The organism is Cupriavidus sp. 05N40 (assembly GCF_056397305.1).
In genome coordinates this window covers 1-18,050 of the sequence record NZ_JBFTND010000150.1, presented here as the reverse complement: position 1 = coordinate 18,050, position 18,050 = coordinate 1, and the positions used below count along the sequence as shown (strand labels likewise).

General features: G+C 68.2%; 13 protein-coding genes, 1 pseudogene and 1 riboswitch. Of the genes and pseudogenes, 7 read left to right on the top strand and 7 right to left on the bottom strand.

Annotated elements, in window-relative coordinates:
* On the bottom strand, positions 1 to 805 hold an 805-nt coding region (locus AC1DO7_RS28385; RefSeq protein ID WP_477116824.1), incomplete at its 3' end, for a phosphomethylpyrimidine synthase ThiC.
* Between the two features lie 101 nt (positions 806 to 906).
* A riboswitch (TPP riboswitch) is annotated at positions 907 to 1,008 on the bottom strand.
* A 251-nt stretch (positions 1,009 to 1,259) separates the two neighbouring features.
* Between AC1DO7_RS28385 and AC1DO7_RS28380 the strand changes: the two genes are divergently transcribed.
* Positions 1,260 to 2,921 carry an acyl-CoA dehydrogenase family protein gene (locus AC1DO7_RS28380; RefSeq protein ID WP_441617524.1) on the top strand — a complete coding sequence of 554 codons (1,662 nt, stop codon included), beginning with the start codon at positions 1,260 to 1,262 and terminating at the stop codon, positions 2,919 to 2,921.
* Positions 2,922 to 3,125: 204 nt separating this feature from the next.
* Positions 3,126 to 4,670 carry a methyl-accepting chemotaxis protein gene (locus AC1DO7_RS28375; RefSeq protein ID WP_441650121.1) on the top strand — a complete coding sequence of 515 codons (1,545 nt, stop codon included), beginning with the start codon at positions 3,126 to 3,128 and terminating at the stop codon, positions 4,668 to 4,670.
* A 58-nt stretch (positions 4,671 to 4,728) separates the two neighbouring features.
* Here AC1DO7_RS28375 and AC1DO7_RS28370 read toward each other — a convergent pair whose 3' ends face one another.
* Entirely contained in the window at positions 4,729 to 6,408 is a 1,680-nt protein-coding gene (locus AC1DO7_RS28370) for a GMC family oxidoreductase (RefSeq protein WP_441617521.1), read from the bottom strand.
* Between the two features lie 442 nt (positions 6,409 to 6,850).
* Here AC1DO7_RS28370 and AC1DO7_RS28365 point away from each other — a divergent pair.
* Positions 6,851 to 8,254: pseudogene (locus AC1DO7_RS28365) on the top strand (coniferyl aldehyde dehydrogenase).
* 39 nt (positions 8,255 to 8,293) lie between these two features.
* On the opposite strand, the gene AC1DO7_RS28360 reads toward AC1DO7_RS28365, so the two are convergent.
* Together AC1DO7_RS28360 and metK are read right to left on the bottom strand one after the other, a co-directional pair.
* The gene (locus AC1DO7_RS28360; RefSeq protein WP_441650123.1) at positions 8,294 to 9,265 is read right to left on the bottom strand and encodes a Kdo hydroxylase KdoO; all 972 of its coding nucleotides are present in this window, start codon (positions 9,263 to 9,265) and stop codon (positions 8,294 to 8,296) included.
* A gap of 235 nt (positions 9,266 to 9,500) precedes the next feature.
* Entirely contained in the window at positions 9,501 to 10,664 is a 1,164-nt protein-coding gene (gene metK, locus AC1DO7_RS28355) for a methionine adenosyltransferase (RefSeq protein WP_441617516.1), read from the bottom strand.
* Positions 10,665 to 11,043: 379 nt separating this feature from the next.
* On the opposite strand from metK, the gene AC1DO7_RS28350 reads away from it, so the two are divergent.
* From AC1DO7_RS28350 to AC1DO7_RS28335, 4 genes are read left to right on the top strand one after another with little or no spacing between them, the layout of a single operon-like run.
* Positions 11,044 to 11,910, top strand: a complete 867-nt coding sequence (locus tag AC1DO7_RS28350) for a lysophospholipid acyltransferase family protein (RefSeq protein ID WP_441617514.1) — start codon at positions 11,044 to 11,046, stop codon at positions 11,908 to 11,910.
* Between the two features lie 5 nt (positions 11,911 to 11,915).
* Positions 11,916 to 12,809, top strand: a complete 894-nt coding sequence (locus tag AC1DO7_RS28345; RefSeq protein ID WP_441617512.1) for a lipid A biosynthesis lauroyl acyltransferase — start codon at positions 11,916 to 11,918, stop codon at positions 12,807 to 12,809.
* 53 nt (positions 12,810 to 12,862) lie between these two features.
* On the top strand, positions 12,863 to 13,729 hold the full coding sequence (dapF, locus tag AC1DO7_RS28340) for a diaminopimelate epimerase (protein ID WP_441617510.1): 867 nt from the start codon (positions 12,863 to 12,865) through the stop codon (positions 13,727 to 13,729).
* Positions 13,730 to 13,777: 48 nt separating this feature from the next.
* Entirely contained in the window at positions 13,778 to 14,587 is an 810-nt protein-coding gene (locus tag AC1DO7_RS28335) for a polyphosphate kinase 2 family protein (RefSeq protein ID WP_441650124.1), read from the top strand.
* Positions 14,588 to 14,803: 216 nt separating this feature from the next.
* On the opposite strand, the gene AC1DO7_RS28330 is transcribed toward AC1DO7_RS28335, so the two are convergent.
* The 3 genes from AC1DO7_RS28330 to AC1DO7_RS28320 form a co-directional block, all read right to left on the bottom strand.
* A complete protein-coding gene (locus tag AC1DO7_RS28330) occupies positions 14,804 to 16,021 on the bottom strand; it encodes a DUF3734 domain-containing protein (RefSeq protein WP_441650134.1) in 1,218 nt (405 codons plus the stop codon).
* A 241-nt stretch (positions 16,022 to 16,262) separates the two neighbouring features.
* Positions 16,263 to 17,045, bottom strand: coding sequence for a 3-hydroxybutyrate dehydrogenase (locus AC1DO7_RS28325; RefSeq protein ID WP_441617507.1), 783 nt, complete (start codon positions 17,043 to 17,045; stop codon positions 16,263 to 16,265).
* A gap of 132 nt (positions 17,046 to 17,177) precedes the next feature.
* Positions 17,178 to 17,918, bottom strand: coding sequence for an acetoacetate decarboxylase (locus AC1DO7_RS28320; protein WP_441617505.1), 741 nt, complete (start codon positions 17,916 to 17,918; stop codon positions 17,178 to 17,180).
* Positions 17,919 to 18,050: the final 132 nt, after the last annotated feature.

Here is an 18,050-nt window from a genome sequence, read left to right as displayed (position 1 = left end):
CCATGATGGTGTCCGCGCCCCAGCGGATCGACCACACCATCTTTTCCACTTCCTCGGCCAGCGACGAGGTCACGGCGGAGTTGCCCAGGTTGCCGTTGATCTTGACGCGGAAGTTGCGCCCGATCGCCATCGGCTCCAGTTCGGTGTGGTTGATGTTGGCGGGGATGATGGCGCGGCCAGAGGCGATTTCCTTGCGCACGAATTCCGGCGTCATGTCTTCCGGACGCAGCGGCAGCGACGCACCCAGCGCATTGCCCGGGTGCTGGCGCAGCAGCGCCTTGTATTCGGGCTTGTCGTACAGCGCCTGCAGGTTCAGCGACTCGCGCAGCGCCACGTATTCCATCTCGGGCGTGATGATGCCGCGGCGCGCATAGTGCATCTGCGACACGTTGGCGCCGGCCTTGGCGCGGCGCGGGTTGGTCAGCTGGGCAAAGCGCAGGTGGGCGGTGGCCGGATCGGCGGCGCGCGCCAGGCCGTATTCCGACGACAGGCCGGCCAGCACTTCCGTATCGCCGCGCTCTTCGATCCACTTGCCGCGTACCGAGGGCAGGCCTGCCTTCAGGTCGATATGCACGTCCGGGTCGCTGTACGGGCCGGAGGTGTCGTACACCGGGATCGGCGGGTTGGACATCTCGCCCTTGTCCGTGCGCGTGGACGTCTGCAGGATCGTGCGCAGCGGCACGCGGATGTCCGGGCGGCTGCCGCTCAGGTAGGTCTTGCTGGAAGCGGGATAGGCGAACTTCTTGTCGAGATCGGTCTCGAGCGACTCGAAGGAAGCGGCGGGGGCGGAGTTTGTGCGGGCCATGGGTATCGTCCTCTCTCTTGCGGGGATGGACGAAACCAGGAGCCCTGAGCATGGACGCGGCGCTGTGTCCGGGTCATGTGCCTCGCTGGAGGCAGGAGCTGTTCGGTAACCATGAAACTTCCCACGCCGGTACTAGCCGGATCGGGTTCGAAGGGACTCTCTCAGCCGCACGGCCCATCCGTACGGCACCCCTGTTTCATCCAACGGGGTGAATTTAAGCACAAGGGCCGGGGCTTGACCACCCCTGTTTCAATCTGGACAGTCGTGCGCGGAAGTCAGCATTGGCGCTTGTTGCAGCGCGGCAGGCATCGTGGGACGCGGGCACCACACCGGAGCGGCATGGTTGACGCCGTGCGGGGCCGCCCCTTGCCGTCACATGATGCGCGGCTTGCTCTACCATGCAGAAAACAGGACAACACTGCGACATCACGCACCACGCCACCCTGGAGACCGCATGACCGAAGCCGCCACCCATCGCGTGTTCAACCAGGTTCCGGATCTCGCCGGCCACAACCTGTTCGCCGGCGACCCGGTGCTGCGCGCCGCGCTGGAACGGCTGGGAGGCGGCTGGCATGCCGGTGCGCTGGAGGCATTCGGCGCGCGCCTGGGCGAGCCCGACGTGCAGCGCTGGGCGGCCGAGGCCAACCGCGATTCGCCGCAACTGCATACGCACAGCCGCACCGGCGAGCGCATCGACGAGGTGCAATTCCCGCAGGCATGGCACGAACTGCTGGGGCTGCTGCGCGGCCAGCAGCTGCAGGCGCTGCCGTTCGCGCAGCCGCGCGACGGTGCCTGGGTGGCGCGCGCGGCGGGCTACTACCTGCAGGCGCAGGCCGAATCGGGCTCGCTGTGCCCGCCCACCATGACCTTCGCCAGCATCCCGGTGCTGCAGAAGGAGGCCGCGCTGTTTGCCGAACTGGGGCCGAAGCTGTTCGCCACGGAACACGATGCGCGCGACCTGCCCTGGCGCGACAAGCGCGCCGTCATGATCGGCATGGGCATGACGGAAAAGCAGGGCGGCTCGGACGTGCGCAGCAATACCACCGTGGCGCGCGCCGTGCGCGGCGAGGGCCGCGGCGCCGAATACGAGCTCACCGGCCACAAGTGGTTCTTCTCCGCGCCGATGTGCGATGCGCACCTGGTGGTGGCGCGCATGGGTGCCGAGGACGGGCCGCTGTCGTGCTTCTTCGTGCCGCGCTTTCGCGACGACGGCAGCAAGAACCCCGTGCAGATCCAGCGCCTCAAGGACAAGCTGGGCAACCGCTCCAACGCCAGCAGCGAGGTGGAGTTCCGCGGCGCCACCGGCATCCTGATCGGCGAGGAAGGCCGCGGCATCCCGACCATCATCGAAATGGCCACCCATACGCGGCTGGACTGCGTGATCGGCAGCGCCGCCATCACGCGCGCCGCGCTGGTGCAGGCGCTCCACCACGCGCGCCACCGCATGGCCTTCGGCCGCCTGCTGGCGGACCAGCCGCTGATGCGCAACGTGCTGGCGGACCTGGCGCTGGAAAGCCAGGCCGCGACCCTGCTGATGATGGAGCTGGCGCAAGCCTTCGAGCGCGCCGACACCGATCCGCTGGCCACCGCGTGGAAGCGCATCGTCACGCCGGCGGCCAAGTTCTGGATCTGCAAGCGCGCCATCGAGGTCACCGGCGAAGCCATGGAGGTATGGGGCGGCAACGGCTACGTGGAAGACGGGCCGATGGCGCGGCTGTATCGCGAAGCCCCGGTCAACTCGATCTGGGAGGGTTCGGGCAACATCATGTGCCTGGACGTGCTGCGCGCGCTGCAGCGCAATCCCGAAGACGGCGCCCGGCTGCTGCAGGACCTGGCCCGGCGCGCCGGCGGACATCCGGCGGTGCGCGCCGAGCTGGCCTCGCTGCAGGCCATGCTGCGCGACGCCCCCGAACACATGGAGGCCGGCGCGCGGCGCTTTGCCCAGGGCCTGGTGCTGGCCGCGCAGGCGGCGCTGATGCTGGGCCATGCCGATGCCGAGGATGCCGAGCACTTCGTGGCAAGCCGCCTCGGGCGCCAGCACGGCCGCGTGTTCGGCACGCTGGAGGGCGACGCGGCCGGGCTGGCGCGCGTGGTGGCGCGCGCCTGGCCGGCCTGAAAGCCGGCCCGCTCCGGCCTGCCCCCGGGCCATCTTCCCGGCCCGCCCCCCCTTCTTAATTCCCCGGCAGCGCTACAGCTGCTGCCGGTCCTGCCGTAAACAGCCTTTGACACTAATGGCATACATTGCATACATAAGTGCCGGATCGTCCATTTTCCTGACTCAGTGCCGCGCTCCGCCGAGGCGGGCGTCGCCCATCCCGACATGAATATCAGTCAACGCTTGTTGCTTTCCCTCTCTCTTGCCCTGCTGGCCCTGCTGGTGGTCGGCCTCGGCGGCATCTGGCAGCTCAGCCAGTCGGAAGATCGCTTCGAATACTTCAACGACAACACGCTGGGCAGCGTGCGCACCCTTGGCAGCCTCAAGGACGACGTGAATGCGATGCGCATCGCGATGTACCAGCACACCATGAGCGAGGACCCCAAGGCCAAGGCCGGCATGGAGCAAGCCATGGCGCGCGCCGACCAGAAGTTCGAAGCCACCACCGCCAAGTACGGCCGCGACGATATCAGCGACGACACCGACGGCAAGCTGCTGGAAGCGGACCGCGCGGCCTTCAAGCGCTATCGCGATGCGCGCCCCGCCCTGCTGGAAAAATCGCGGGCCAACGATTACCTCGGCGCCCAGGCAATGCTGTTGAGCGGCGAACTGCACGACGCTTCCGCCGTCCTGCGCAAGGCGCTCGACGAGCACATCGCCTACAACGGCGAATTGGGCGAGCGGGCGGTCGTGCAAAACCGCGGGCAGTACCGCACTGCAGTGGTGGTGTTCTCGGTCGTGATCGCCGTGGCCGTGCTGGTCACCGGCGCCCTGGCGGTGACCTTGTACCGCCGCATCCACGGCAGCCTGGCCGAGATCGAGCAGACCCTGGAATACGTCAGCGAAAGCCTGGACCTGGAGCGCCGCGCGCCGGTCGGCCGCCTGGACGAGATCGGCCGTACCGCGGCGGCCTTCAACACCCTGCTTGGGCGGGTGGGCGTGGCGATGCGCGAAGTCCGCACCTCGACGGAGTCCGTGGGCGTGGCGGCACGCCAGATTGCGGCGGGCAACACCGACCTGTCGGCACGCACCGAGCAGCAGGCGGCGTCGCTGGAAGAAACCGCATCGAGCATGGAGGAGCTGACCACCACCGTGCGGCAGAACGCGGACAACGCGCGCCAGGCCAGTGGCCTGGCCGGCGATGCGGCCCGCGTGGCCGAACACGGTACCACCGCCGTGCAGCAGGTGGTGCAGACCATGGGCGCGATCGCCACCAGCTCCAGCCGCATCGCCGAGATCACCAGCCTGATCGAGGGCATCGCGTTCCAGACCAATATCCTGGCGCTCAACGCCGCGGTGGAAGCCGCGCGTGCCGGCGAGCAGGGCCGCGGCTTTGCGGTGGTGGCCGGCGAGGTGCGCAGCCTGGCGCAACGCTCGTCCAGCGCGGCGAAGGAGATCAAGGACCTGATCGACGAATCGGTCGGCACCGTGCGCGCCGGCTCCTCGCAGGCCCAGGACGCCGGCAAGACCATGGACGATGTGCGGCAGGCAGTCAAGCGCGTGTCCGACATCATCGCCGAGATCGCCGCGGCGTCGGACGAGCAGAGCGCAGGGATCGAACAGGTCAACCAGGCAGTCGGGCAGATGGACCAGGTCACGCAGCAGAACGCGGCGCTGGTGGAAGAGGCGGCCGCGGCGGCGCAGTCCCTGGACGACCAGGCCGGCAAGCTGCGCGACACGGTATCGTCCTTCCGCCTGGCCAAGGCCTGAGCGGCGCGGCGCATCGGGCCCGGCCGCCGCGCGCCGGGCCCTTGCCTGCCGGCGCCGGCTACACCGCCAGCGTCTCCGCCAGGCGCAGCACCACGCGCGGGCCGTGGCGGATCAGGTCATGCGCCCGTTCGCCGATCATGATGGCGGGCGCGTTGGTGTTGCCACCGATCAGCGTCGGCATGATCGATGCGTCGACCACCCGCAAACCCTCCACGCCCCGCACGCGCAGCTGCGGGTCGACCACCGCGCCTTCGTCCATGCCCATGCGGCAGGTGCCCACCGGGTGATAGATGGTGTCGGCATGCTCGCGGATCATGGCGCGGATGACGCCGTCATCGCCGCCCTCCGCGGGCAGGTGCCCCGAATAGAGCTCCTTGCCGCCGAACGCCGCCAGCTGCGGCTGGGCCAGGATGCGGCGCACGATGCGCACGCCGGACACGAGGTCGTCGAGATCCCGCGGGTCGGACAGATAGCGCGGATCGATCAGCGGAGCCTCGCGGATATCGGGCGAGGCCAGCGTGACCTCGCCGCGGCTGTGCGGGCGCAGTACGCAGACGTGGCACGAATAGCCGTGGCCGAAGCGAATGCGGCGCATATGGTCGTCGGCCATGCCGACCACGAAGTGCAGCTGCAGGTCGGGCTCCTCCAGCTCGGGCCGGCTCTTGAGAAAGGCGCCGGCCTCGGCGAAGTTGGATGTCAGCATGCCGGTGCGCTCGCGCCGGTAGCGCAGGATCTCGGCCAGCAGGCGGAAGGCACCGCCCACCGACACGCCGAACAGCTCCGATGCCGCCACGCGCTTGTGCACGATGATGTCGAGATGGTCCTGCAGGTTGGCGCCCACGCCCGGCAGGTCGTGCACCACGGGAATGCCCAGCTCGCGCAGATGCGCCCCCGGGCCTACCCCCGACACCATCAGCAATTGCGGCGAGCCGAAGGCGCCGGCCGAGACGATCACCTCGCGGCGCGCCCGCAGCAAGGTCTCGCGGCCGTCCAGCCGCACCGTCACGCCCACTGCGTGGCGGCCGTCGAATTCGATGCGCAGCACCTGCGCACCGGTCAGCACATGCAGGTTGGCGCGCCCGGCGTTGCTGGCGCGGTCGTCGGCATCGCCGCGATGGAGATAGGCGCGCGCGGCATTCCAGCGCTCGCCGCCGTGCTGGGTCACCTGGTACCAGCCTGCGCCCTCCTGTTCCATGCCGTTGAAATCGTCGTTGCGGCGGTAGCCGGCCTGCTGCGCCGCCTCGATGAAGCGCTGGCCGAAGGCATTGGGCGTGCGCAGGTCCGATACGTGCAGCGGGCCGCTGCCGCCGTGCAGCGGGTCGTCGTCGCGTCCGGCCAGGCGTTCGTTGCATTCGGCGCGGCGGAAGTAGGGCAGCACGTCGTCCCAGGCCCAGCCGTCGCAGCCGCCCATGGCCCAGCCGTCGTAGTCGGACGGACGGCCGCGCGTGTAGATCATGGCGTTGAGCGAGGAACTCCCGCCGAGCCCGCGCCCGCGCGGCTGGTAGCCGCGGCGCCCGTCCAGGCCGGGCTGTGGCACGGTGCGGTAGCCGTAATTGCGCGCACCCGCGCGCGGCAGCATGAGGGCGGCGCCCGCCGGCGCGGAAACCAGCACATGGTGATCGTGCCCGCCCGCCTCGAGCACCGCCACGCTGTCGCTGCCGCTGTCGGCCAGGCGCCCGGCCAGTGCGCAGCCGGCCGAACCGGCGCCGACGACGAGATAGTCAAAGGTGGTTTCCATCTGTCTCTCCGCGTGGTCGGAGGTCGGTGCGCCCGGGCTTGCGGCGCCCGCCGCGGCTGCCCGCAGATCCGGTCTGAAAACCAGTGTAGGCGCTTTGCACGGGAGCTGAAAAGGGGGAAGCGGGAGACGCGCAAGGTGGCTGGCCGGCCGCCGGAGATGCACGGGCACGCAGGCGGAACGAAGGCGGAACCAAGCCGGAAGCGGGGCGGGGAATGCACCTGCGAGCGTGCCGGCGGCAGGTCCCGCGGAGGCAGCCGCATGCGCCCGGAGACACCCGCCAGTCCTGCGGGAATACGCCCGGAATACGGCCGGAATACGCCCGTTTGAAGCGGTTCCCGCCAGGGCGGCCGGCATTGTCACCGCGCACGGCATGGCATATGGTGCGGGAATCGATAACGCCGCGCGCGCCACGGGCAGCGCATGGCCCATGGGAGATCGCCACATGAGAGAAGTGCCCGAGATGTCATCCGTATTCGACGCCATGCGCGCCGCCTCGCGCAGCGACCAGGCACCGGCCTGGACCGTGCGCGCCGACCGCCTGCGCCGTCTGCGCAAGCTGGTGACGGATCATCAGGACGAGATCTCGCAGGCCATCAGCGCGGATTTCGGCAACCGGCCGCGCCAGGAAACCGCGCTGCTGGAGGTCTTCCCGAGCCTGGCCGGCATCGACGGCGCGCTGCGCCACGGCAAGCGCTGGATGCGGGTGCGGCGCGCGCGCACCGGGCTGTGGTTCAAGCCGGCCAGCTCGCGGCTGATGCCGCAGCCGCTGGGCGTGATCGGCATCGTGGTGCCATGGAACTATCCGCTCTACCTGACCATCGGCCCGCTCGCGGGCGCGCTGGCCGCGGGCAACCGCGCCATGGTCAAGCTCTCCGAGTACACGCCGCGCTTTGCCGCGCTCTTCGCCACGCTGGCGCAGCAGGCCTTCGCCGCCGACGAGCTCACGGTGGTCAACGGCGACGCCGGGGTGGCAAGCGCCTTCTCCGCCCTGCCCTTCGATCACCTGCTGTTCACCGGGTCGACCCAGGTCGGCCACCATGTGATGCGCGCGGCGGCCGCCAACCTCACGCCGGTMACGCTGGAGCTGGGCGGSAAGTCGCCGGCCATCGTCGGMCCGGGTGCCGAMYTSGASCRCGCSGTSGARCGCATCCTGGTCGGCAAGCTGCTCAATGCCGGCCAGACCTGCATCGCGCCCGACTACGTGCTGCTGCCGGAGGCGATGCGCGACCGCTTCGTCGAAGCGGCGCGCGCCTGCGCGGGCAGGCTCTACCCGGACCTCGGCAGCAATCCCGACTACACCACCATCATCAGTGCGCGCCATTTCGCGCGGCTCGACGGCCTGGTCGGCGACGCCGCCCGCGCGGGCGCCCGCGTGGTGCCGCTGACGCAGGCGCACTCCGACCCGCAGCGGCGCCGGCTGGCGCCGCTGCTGCTGCTCGACGTGCCCGACGGCGCGACCGTGATGCAGGAAGAAATCTTCGGCCCGGTGCTGCCGCTGGTGACGTACCGCTCGCTGGACGAGGCCATTGGCTATGTCAACGCGCGGCCGCGGCCGCTGGCGCTCTACCTGTTCGAGAAGGAGCGCGGCGCGATCGACCGCGTGATGGCGCAGACCGTGGCAGGCGGCGTCAGCATCAACGAGACCTTGCTGCACATCGCGCAGGAAGACCTGCCCTTCGGCGGCGTAGGGCCCAGCGGCATGGGCGCGTACCACGGCGAAGCGGGCTTCGAGACCTTCTCCAAGCTCAAGCCGATCTTCCGGCAATCCGGACTGAACGGCGCCGGACTGCTCAAGCCGCCATACGGCAAGCGCTTCGAGACGATGATCCGGATGCTGATGCGCTGACGCGGCGCCGCCGGCCCGCGCCCCAGGGCCGGACTCGCGTCAGGATGACAGCATTGGCCGGCCCAGCATGCGCGCCAGCACCGCCTCCGGCGAGTGCGTGTGATCGCTGATGGCCTTCGGCGACAGGTAGTAGGTCTGTTCCATCATCGCCCGGCCGCGCATGGCCGCATGCAGCACCTGGTCGCTGAACACAATCCAGGTGGAACCCGGCGGGAAGTGGAATTCCTGCTGCGGCACGCTGGCCTGGTATGCCAGGTCCGCCTTGGCCAGGTCATGCAGCTGCAGCATGCGATGGTCGTACTCCGAGCGGCGGCGCTTGGTGATGCGCAGCAACTCCATCAGGCGGGCCTGACCCGGCCACATGCCCTTGGTCTGCGGCACGAAGCGGCGCGCGAAATCGCCGAAGGGCTCGCCCACGCGCCACACGCGCGGCGCCTGCGGGTCGATGTTGTGGAACACGCGCAGCAGGCGCTGGCCCAGCAGCGGGTTGGACGGGAAGGAGTCCACGTGCAGGCGCGTGTCGTCCTTGCGCCAGCTCACCGGGCGGCCGGCGATTTCGCTCGGGCGCAGCGAGGTGCCGGCGCGCACCATGTGCGGGCCGTATTCCGGGAACAGGCTCAGCACCAGCTTTTCGCTGGACTCGGCATAGCGCTTGATCAGCCGGTACAGGTCGCCGAGATCCCGCTCGCTGCCGGTGGCGCCGCGCACGGCGCGGTCGTTGGCGCGCAGGTTGATGTTCTTGGACTTGCCGTCGGACCAGCGGCTGTCGAGAAAACGCTCCTCGCCGGTCTCGAAGCGGAATTGCAACTGCGGGAAGTAGAGCACCGCGCCCTGCTCCAGCTGCTGGCGCAGGCCTGCCGCGGTGGCGGCGTCGACCTGCGGCGCCCAGTCCGTGTAGGGCTGCGTGCGGATCAGGTTGAAGGCAGGCTCGCTCGCCCCGGGCACGGTAGCCGGGCCGGAGACGGCGGGCGTGGAGACCGGGCGGGTCGAATGAGTCGATTCTTGTGGCATGGGCATCCTCGGTATGCGGGCTCCGGCGGAATCCAGCGGGCTCCCGCGGGATGACAAGACGCCACTTGCACGGGCAGCCTTGCGATCCCGCGATTCTACCCTCGCGGCCCCGCCGCGCCACGCCTGGAGCGCCGCGGTTGATCTCCGGCAAGCCGGGCGGCTTTCGCGCCCCCTGCCGCGGGCACAAGAAAAACGCCGCCCGGRGGCGGCGCTTTTCGGTACGGACGCGACAGCCTTACAGGCCGGCGGCAGCGCGCAGGACGGCAGCCTTGTCGGTCGCTTCCCACGAGAATTCCGGCTCTTCGCGGCCGAAGTGGCCGTAGGCGGCGGTCTTCTCGTAGATCGGGCGCAGCAGGTCCAGCATCTGCACGATGCCCTTCGGGCGCAGGTCGAAATGCTCCTGCACCAGCGCGGCGATCGCCTCGTCGGAGATCTTGCCGGTGCCTTCCGTGTACACGGTCACGTTGATCGGGCGGGCCACGCCGATGGCGTAGCTGACCTGCACCTGGCACTGGCGCGCCAGGCCGGCGGCGACCACGTTCTTGGCCACGTAGCGGGCGGCATAGGCGGCCGAGCGGTCGACCTTGGACGGATCCTTGCCCGAGAACGCGCCGCCACCGTGCGGCGAGGCGCCGCCGTAGGTGTCGACGATGATCTTGCGGCCGGTCAGGCCGCAGTCGCCTTGCGGGCCGCCGATGACGAAGCGACCGGTCGGGTTGACCAGGTACTTGGTGTCCTTGAGCATCGCGGCCGGCAGCACCGGCTTGATGATCTCTTCGATCACGGCTTCGCGGATCTGCGCCTGGCTGATGTCCGGCGCGTGCTGGGTCGACAGCACCACGGTGTCCACGCTGTGCGGGCGGCCATCGACGTAGCGCACGGTCACCTGCGACTTGGCATCCGGGCGCAGCCAGGGCAGGCGGCCGTCGCGGCGCAGCTGCGACTGGCGCTCGACCAGGCGGTGCGAGTAATAGATCGGGAAGGGCATCAGTTCCGGCGTCTCGTCGCAGGCGTAGCCGAACATCAGGCCCTGGTCGCCGGCGCCCTGGTTCAGGTAGTCGTCGGAGGCACGGTCCACGCCCTGCGCGATGTCGGGCGACTGCTTGTCGTAGGCGACCAGCACGGCGCAGCCCTTGTAGTCGATGCCGTAGTCGGTGTTGTCGTAGCCGATGCGCTTGATGGTGTCGCGCGCGACTTGGATGTAGTCGACGTTGGCGGTCGTGGTGATTTCCCCGGCGAGGACTACCAGCCCGGTGTTGCAAAGGGTTTCGGCCGCTACACGCGCGTACTTGTCCTGGGCCAGGATGGCGTCCAGGACTGCGTCGGAAATCTGGTCTGCGACCTTGTCGGGATGGCCTTCGGAGACGGATTCCGAAGTGAACAGGAAGTCGTTTGCCACGAACTTATTCTCCAGGTTGGCTATTGCGTGCCAACCTATTCAGTCCGGGCGGCGACGCTTTAGCGGTATTTTCAAGCCGTTCCGGTAGAACGGTATCGCCCCGCAAGTTGTCAGTTAACTCGGCGATACGCGTTATTATACGCGGCTGCGAGCCGGCCTGCAGCGCCCCCGTTCCGATTGGGGTTGCCCGTGCGGCGCTGCCGGGGCCGGTGGCGGCCTTTTCGCAGTGAAACCGCAGGCACAGGCGCCTGTCTGACAGTGCAAGCGGTGTGCGGGCCCGGTAACGGACCCCATGTCATTTCGATTGCCCCCTCTAACGGCAGCAGCGGGCAAAACATGAATCACTGAACCCGGCCACCGTGCCGCAGAGCACGATCCGATGACCTTTTTGTTCTGGCTGATTTCCCGCTTGCCGCTGTCGTGGCTGCACGCCGCCGGCGGTGCGCTGGGCCTGCTGGCAGCGCGCCTGCCGGGACGCTACGGCACGCGGCTGACCGCGCACATGCGCCAGGCCTATCCGGGCGCTGACGCGGCCACGCTGGCAGAAGCCGCGCGCGCCACCGGCCGCATGATCCTGGAGATGCCGTATTTCTGGTGCCGCCGCAACCCGCCGCGGCGCTTGTACGGCTTTGCCCTGCCACTGTGGCCTGAACTGGACCGCCTGATGGCGCAAGGCCGCGGGCTGATCATCCTGGTTCCCCACCTGGGCTGCTTCGAAGTGCTGCCGCAGGCGTTCGCGCTCAAGCATCCGGTCACCGCGCTCTACAAGCCACCCCACCAGGCCTGGCTGCGCGCCTGGATCTTGAAGATGCGCACTCGTCACAATCTTGCCATGGCACCCGCGGAGCCGCGCGGCGTGCGCATGCTGCTCAAGGCGCTCAAGCGCGGCGAAGCGGTTGGCATCCTGCCTGACCAGGTACCGCCTGGCGGTGAAGGCGCGTGGGCGCCGTTCTTCGGCAAGCCCGCCTACACCATGACCCTGGTGCAGCGCCTGCAGCAGCACACCGGTTCGCCCATCGCCGCGATCTTCGCCGAGCGCCTGCCGCGCGGCGAAGGCTTCCTCGGGCATATGAAGGTGATCGAAGAACCCTTGCCGGACGATCCGGGCGAAGCTGCCGCCGTGCTCAACCAGGCCATCGAGGCATTGGTCCGCGCCGCRCCCACGCAGTACCTGTGGGGCTACAACCGATACAAGCAACCGCGCGGCGCCGAGGCCCCTCCCGAACCTGCGCCGCTCTCCAACTAGAACAAATGAGCCGTATCTTTACCTGGCTGGGCATTGCCCTGCTGACCGTGCTGGGCAAGTTGCCCTATCCGCTGGTGGCGCGCTTCGGCGAAGGACTGGGCAGCTTGCTCTACCTCATCCCCAGCAGCCGCCGCAAGGTGGTGCAGACCAACCTGCGCCTGTGCTTTCCCGAGCGCAGCGACGCCGAGATCGAGGCGCTGTCGCGCCAGACCTTCCGCACCGTGTTCCGCAGCTTTGCCGAGCGCGGCATCTTCTGGACCGGCAGCGAGAAGCAGATGCGCCGTTGGGTGCGCATCGAGGATCATGCCGACCTGGTGGCGCTGGACGGCAAGCCGCACATCCTGGTCACGCAGCACCTGTCCGGCGTGGAAGCCGGCGCGATCCGCCTGACCATCCACCTGCGCGACCATGTGGGCCGTTCGGGCGCCTCGCTCTACACCAAGCAGAAGAACGACCTGTTCGACGGCTTCCTCAAGCATGCGCGCGGCCGCTTCGGCGCCAACATGATCGCCCGCAACGACAGCGCGCGCGACATCATCCGCTGCCTGCGCAAGGGCGAAGCGCTGCAACTGATCGCCGACATGGACTTCGGCGAGCGCGACTCCGAGTTCGTCCCCTTCTTCGGCGTGCAGGCCCTGACGCTGACCTCCGTGTCGCGCCTGGCGCGCCTGACCGGTGCCAGGGTGGTGCCGATCTACACCGAGATGCTGCCCGACTACCAGGGCTATGTGCTGCATGTGCTGCCTGCCTGGGAAGACTATCCCGGCGACAGCGTGACCGACGACACGCGGCGCATGAACGCCTTCTTCGAAGACTGCATCCGCCCGCGCATCGCCGAGTATTACTGGGTGCACAAGCGCTTCAAGCACCGCCCGCCGGGCGAGCCCGAGATCTACTGAAACCGCCCGCGGCGTGTCCGGCAGGCACGCCCGGCGAGGAATACAATCGCACCATGAAACTCCAGTTCACCAAGATGCATGGCGCCGGCAACGACTTCGTCGTGCTCGACGGCATCCGCCAGACCCTGAACCTGACACCCGCGCAGTGGCGCGCGCTCGCCAGCCGGCATTTCGGCGTGGGCGCCGACCAGATCCTGGTGGTGGAGAAGCCCACCCGCGACGACGTCGACTTCCGCTACCGCATCTTCAACGCCGACGGCGGCGAAGTGGAGCACTGCGGCAACGGCGCACGCTGCTTCGTGCGTTTCGTCACCGATCAGGGCCTGACCGACAAGCGCTCGGTGCGCGTGGAAATCATGAACGGCGTGATCACGCTGACGCTGCAGGACGACGGCCAGGTCACCGTCGACATGGGCGCGCCCGAACTGGAACCGGCCCGTGTGCCCTTCCGCCCCGACGGCCTGCCGACCCGCGCCGAAGGCCGCGACACCCTTTACGGGCTCGAGGTAAACGGCCGCACGGAATGGATTTCCGCCGTCTCGATGGGCAACCCGCACGCGGTGCAGGTGGTGGACGACACCGAGGCCTTCCCGGTGCTGCAGGACGGCCCCATCATCGAGCATCACGCGAGCTTCCCCAACCGCGTCAACGCCGGTTTCATGCAGGTGCAGGAACGCCACACCGTGCGCCTGCGCGTGTTCGAGCGCGGCGCCGGCGAAACGCTGGCCTGCGGCACCGGCGCCTGCGCGGCGGTGGTCGCGGGCATCCGCCGCGGCCTGCTCGACTCGCCGGTGCTGGTGCATACGCACGGCGGCGACCTCACCATCGCCTGGGACGGCGAAGGCGAGCCGGTACGCATGACCGGCCCGGCCACCACCGTGTTCGAAGGCAGCATTGACCTGGAGCGGCTGCCTGGCTGACCATAGGGGCTCGCGGCCCGGCCGGGCCGCCCCCCTGATGGAGTGCCAATGCCGCTCGCCGATTTCCGCGTCACCTCTGGCAAGAACTTCCGACTGGCCGACTTCGACGCCGGCGCCAAGCCGCTCTCCAGCGGCGACAAGGCCGCCGACCTGGCCCGCATCGCGGAACTGAGCGTCCAGCTCGACCAGCAGCAGGACATTTTCTACGCCGAGCACAAGCGCAAGCTGCTGGTGGTGTTGCAAGGGATGGACACCAGCGGCAAGGACGGCACCGTGCGTGGCGTCTTCCGCAGCTTCGACCCGCTGGGCATCCGCGTGGTCAGCTTCAAATCCCCCACCGCTGAAGAACTCGCGCACGACTACCTGTGGCGCATCCACGCCCAGGTCCCGCGCGCCGGCGAGATCGTGGTGTTCAACCGCAGCCATTACGAAGATGTGCTGATCACGCGCGTGCACGAGTGGATCGACGAAGACGAATGCCAGCGCCGCTACAAGCAGTTGCGCGCCTTCGAGACGCTGCTGATGGAAACTGGCACCACCATCATCAAGTGCTTCCTGCACATCTCCAGGGATGAGCAGAAATCCCGGCTGGAAGCCCGCCTGGCAGATCCGCAGAAACACTGGAAATTCGACCCGAAGGACCTGGAGGAACGGCAGTACTGGAAGAGCTATATGACGGCCTACGAGGCCGCGATCGCCGCGACCAGCACGCCGGAAGCGCCCTGGCATATCGTTCCGGCGGATTCCAAGACGCATCGGAACCTGATGGTGGCGGAGATTATTTCCGAGGTGTTTTCCAGGTTGAAGCCGGCTTACCCGGCCGCGGCTCCGGGCTTAGGGAAATTGAAAGTGGTATGAGGGCAGGAGGTCTTTCCTGGGGGGCTCCGGTTTTGCGGGGCCCGGGGCTTTCGCCGCAAATCCAGGATCAGGTTCGGCAACGAAGGCAGATCCAAAGGCTTTCCAGGCTGCCTCTAAGCCTTTAAGTCTTTAAGCCTTTGAATTTGAACGTGGTATCGCCAAGGCGAAACCACGTAAATCCCGTTACTTCGCGCCGCTACTTCTCATTACTTCCCGTTACTTCCCGCCATTCCCCCGATGGATGTCATGCGTGACAAACGGCCTCTCGTGGGTGGGCATCGCCAGCCACTCCGGATGCCGCAACGTCTCGCGGATATCATCCAGCCCGCTCGTCCAGTGCTCGTTCATGGTGAGCAGGCCGAACTGGTAATCCTTCGCGTTGCCCTCGAAGGTCTTGTCCCGGTAGATGAGCTGAATCACGTTGCGTCGCGCGTCGCACGCGTATTCGGCTGCCTTGCGGTACCAGTCGTTGTCGCGCTGCGCCTGCGGCACCAGCGCCATGATTTCGCTGAGCATGCGGCGGTAGTTCTGCTGCTCGCCCATGTAGTCGGTGATGGTGCGCGTGCGGCTGGAGTACTGGATGTCTTTCTGCCGTTCAGCCACGTCCAGCAGGTTGTGCGGCAGCTTGCCGCGCGCGCTCCACAGGTCGACCTGGAAGATCAGCGCATCGCGGCGGGGCTGGGCGGTGAGGACTTCGGACAGCGGGGTGTTCGAAACCAGGCCGCCGTCCCAGTAGAACTCGCCGTCGATCTCCACGGCCGGGAAGCCGGGCGGCAGCGCGCCGGATGCCATGAAGTGTTCGGCGCGCAGCTTGCGGCGCGTGTTGTCGAAATAGGCGAAATTGCCGCTGTGCACATTGACCGCGCCCACCGATACCCGCATTTCGTTGTGGTGGTGGTTGATCCGGTCGAAGTCGACGAAGCGTTCGAGCGTGGTCTTGAGCGGCCCGGTGTCGTAGTAGCTGGCCTGGCCGGGTCCGCCCTGGTGCTCGAACAGCATCGGCCATGGACGCGGCTGGAAGAAGCCGCGCTGGCCTTCGAGCACGGCACGGGCGGCTTCGATGCCGTCGAACCAGATGCGCACGGGGTCGGGCCATTGGCTGGCGCTTTGCGCGACCATCTCGTAAGGCAGCAGGCTGGGCAGCCAGGGCTGCTGGCAGATGTACTCCCAGAACGCGCGCAGCTGCTCGACCCGGCGCTCGGGGGCGTTGCCGGCGATCACCGCCGCGTTGAGCGCGCCGATGGAGATGCCCGCCACCCAGTTGGGCTCGATACCGGCTTCGGCCATGCCCTGGTACACGCCGGCCTGGTAGGAGCCGAGCGCGCCGCCGCCCTGCAGCACCAGCGCCCTGACCGTGTATTCGTGGTGCGCGGGACGCTTGCGGCCGGCGCCCTCGGGCGCGAGGTCGGGCGCCGCGCAGCCGCCGGGAGGCAGGAAATTGGGTTCCGGCTCCCTTGGTGCCTTGGCCCTCGCCTTCGCCACCGCCTGCCTCACCTCGGGCGCGGCGGGGTCGGCCACCACGGCCGCGGCTTCGCTGCGCGCGCCGTTCTTCTCGATCTTCGTCACTGCCTGATTTGCTTTCTGCCGACGTCCGCCTGCCACGGCTTCTCCTTGATGGTTTTGTCCTTCGCGCGGCCGGCCGGCGGCATGGTGCCGCCGCGCCGGCCGTCCTTGCTTACTGCATGTACCAGCCGTGGCTGACGATGAACGACTGGCCGGTCAGCGCCGCCGACGGGAATGCGCAAAGGAACAGCGCGGTCTGGGCCACATCGTCCACGGTGGTGAAGACGCCGTCCACGGTGCCGCCCAGCATCACGCGGCGGATCACCTCCTCTTCGCTGATGCCCAGCTCCTTGGCCTGTTCCGGGATCTGCTTGTCCACCAGGGGCGTGCGCACGAAGCCCGGGCAGATCACGTGCGAGCGCACGTTGTACTCCGCGCCTTCCTTGGCCAGCACCCGCGCCAGGCCGAGCAGCGCGTGCTTGGCGGCGACGTAGGCGGATTTCAGCGGCGACGCTTCGTGCGAGTGGACCGAGCCCATGTAGATCACGGTGCCACCGCGCTTGTCCTTGTACATGTACTTGAGCGCGGCCTTGGTGGTGAGGAACGCGCCGTCGACGTGGATGGCCTGCATCTTCTTCCAGTCGGAGAAGGCGTAGTTCTGGATCGGGTTGACGATCTGGATGCCGGCGTTGGAGATCAGGATATCGATGCCGCCGAAGGCCTTGGCGACCTCGTCGGTGGCGCTGTTGACGGCATCCTCGCTGGTTACGTCCATCGCCACCGCGATGGCGCGGCCGCCGGCCGCCTCGATGTCGGCCGCGGCCTTCTGCGCCGCTTCGAGATTCAGGTCGGCGATGGCGACCGCCGCGCCTTCCCTGGCCAGCAGGTCGGCAATGGCTTTGCCGATGCCGCTGGCGGCGCCGGTGACGATGGCGGTTTTTCCCTGGAGCTTCATGAAGACACCTCGTATGGTTGATGCGGGTTGGTTGCTGCGGGCGCAATGCCCGCGGTGCGCGGGAATGAAAAGAGCGAAGAACCGGACGGCAGGCCGGGCAGGACCGGCCGCACCGGCGAGCGTGCGGGCCGCTCAGGCGAGGTAGTCGAACACCACCTCGCCCAGCCCGAGCGTGAGATCGGCCACGAAGTGCCTGGCGCCGAGCACCTCCAGCACCGGCAGCGCGGCCACCGGCGCCAGCGCGTGCGGCGACAGCGACAGTGCCGCCGGGCCGGTCCAGGCGCCCTTCATCTCCACGTCCTTGAGGAAGTAGCACACTAGCTCGCAGATGCGCGGGCTGCCGTCCACGTGCGGAATGACCTTGAGCAGGTAGTTGGGCGTGCTGGAGAGCGCCAGGCCGAGCGCGTCCTTGTCGAGTTCGCGGTGCTTGTAGCCCATGGTGCCGGTGGCCACGCGCACCGGACCGTAGTCGAGCGTGCCGACCAGGGTATCGGTGTGGACCTCGAGCCTGGGGCTGGCGAGCTTCTTCGGGAAGCCCCACAACTCGCGCCCGCCCGCCAGCGGCGGATGGTCGTCCAGGTACATGGCATGGGTGTAGGTACCGGCCTTGCCTTCGTAGGTGACGGGAATCACCTGGCCCGATTCGGTGTAGTCGCCAAACCCGGTGGAATCGGGCATGCGGATGAACTCGTAGTTGACCACGGCATCCGTGATCTCCAGCGGTTCCGGCACCACCGCGCGCAGCAGCGCGGGATCGGTGCGGTAGGTGATGATGAAGAATTCCCGGTGGATGAAGCGGTACGGACCCATCGGATAGGCCGGACTGGTGAGCGGCATGGCGAATGCCTGCTCGCGGATCGTCTTGATGTCCATCGCCAGCTAACCTCCTGAAGAGATGCTGCGCCGCCTTGCCGGGCGGCAAGGCGAATCGCTGGCGACGGGACCATCCCGGCCGGCCAGCGAGATCAATCAGACCGGCGATTTTTTCGCGCGGTTCCCGTGGCC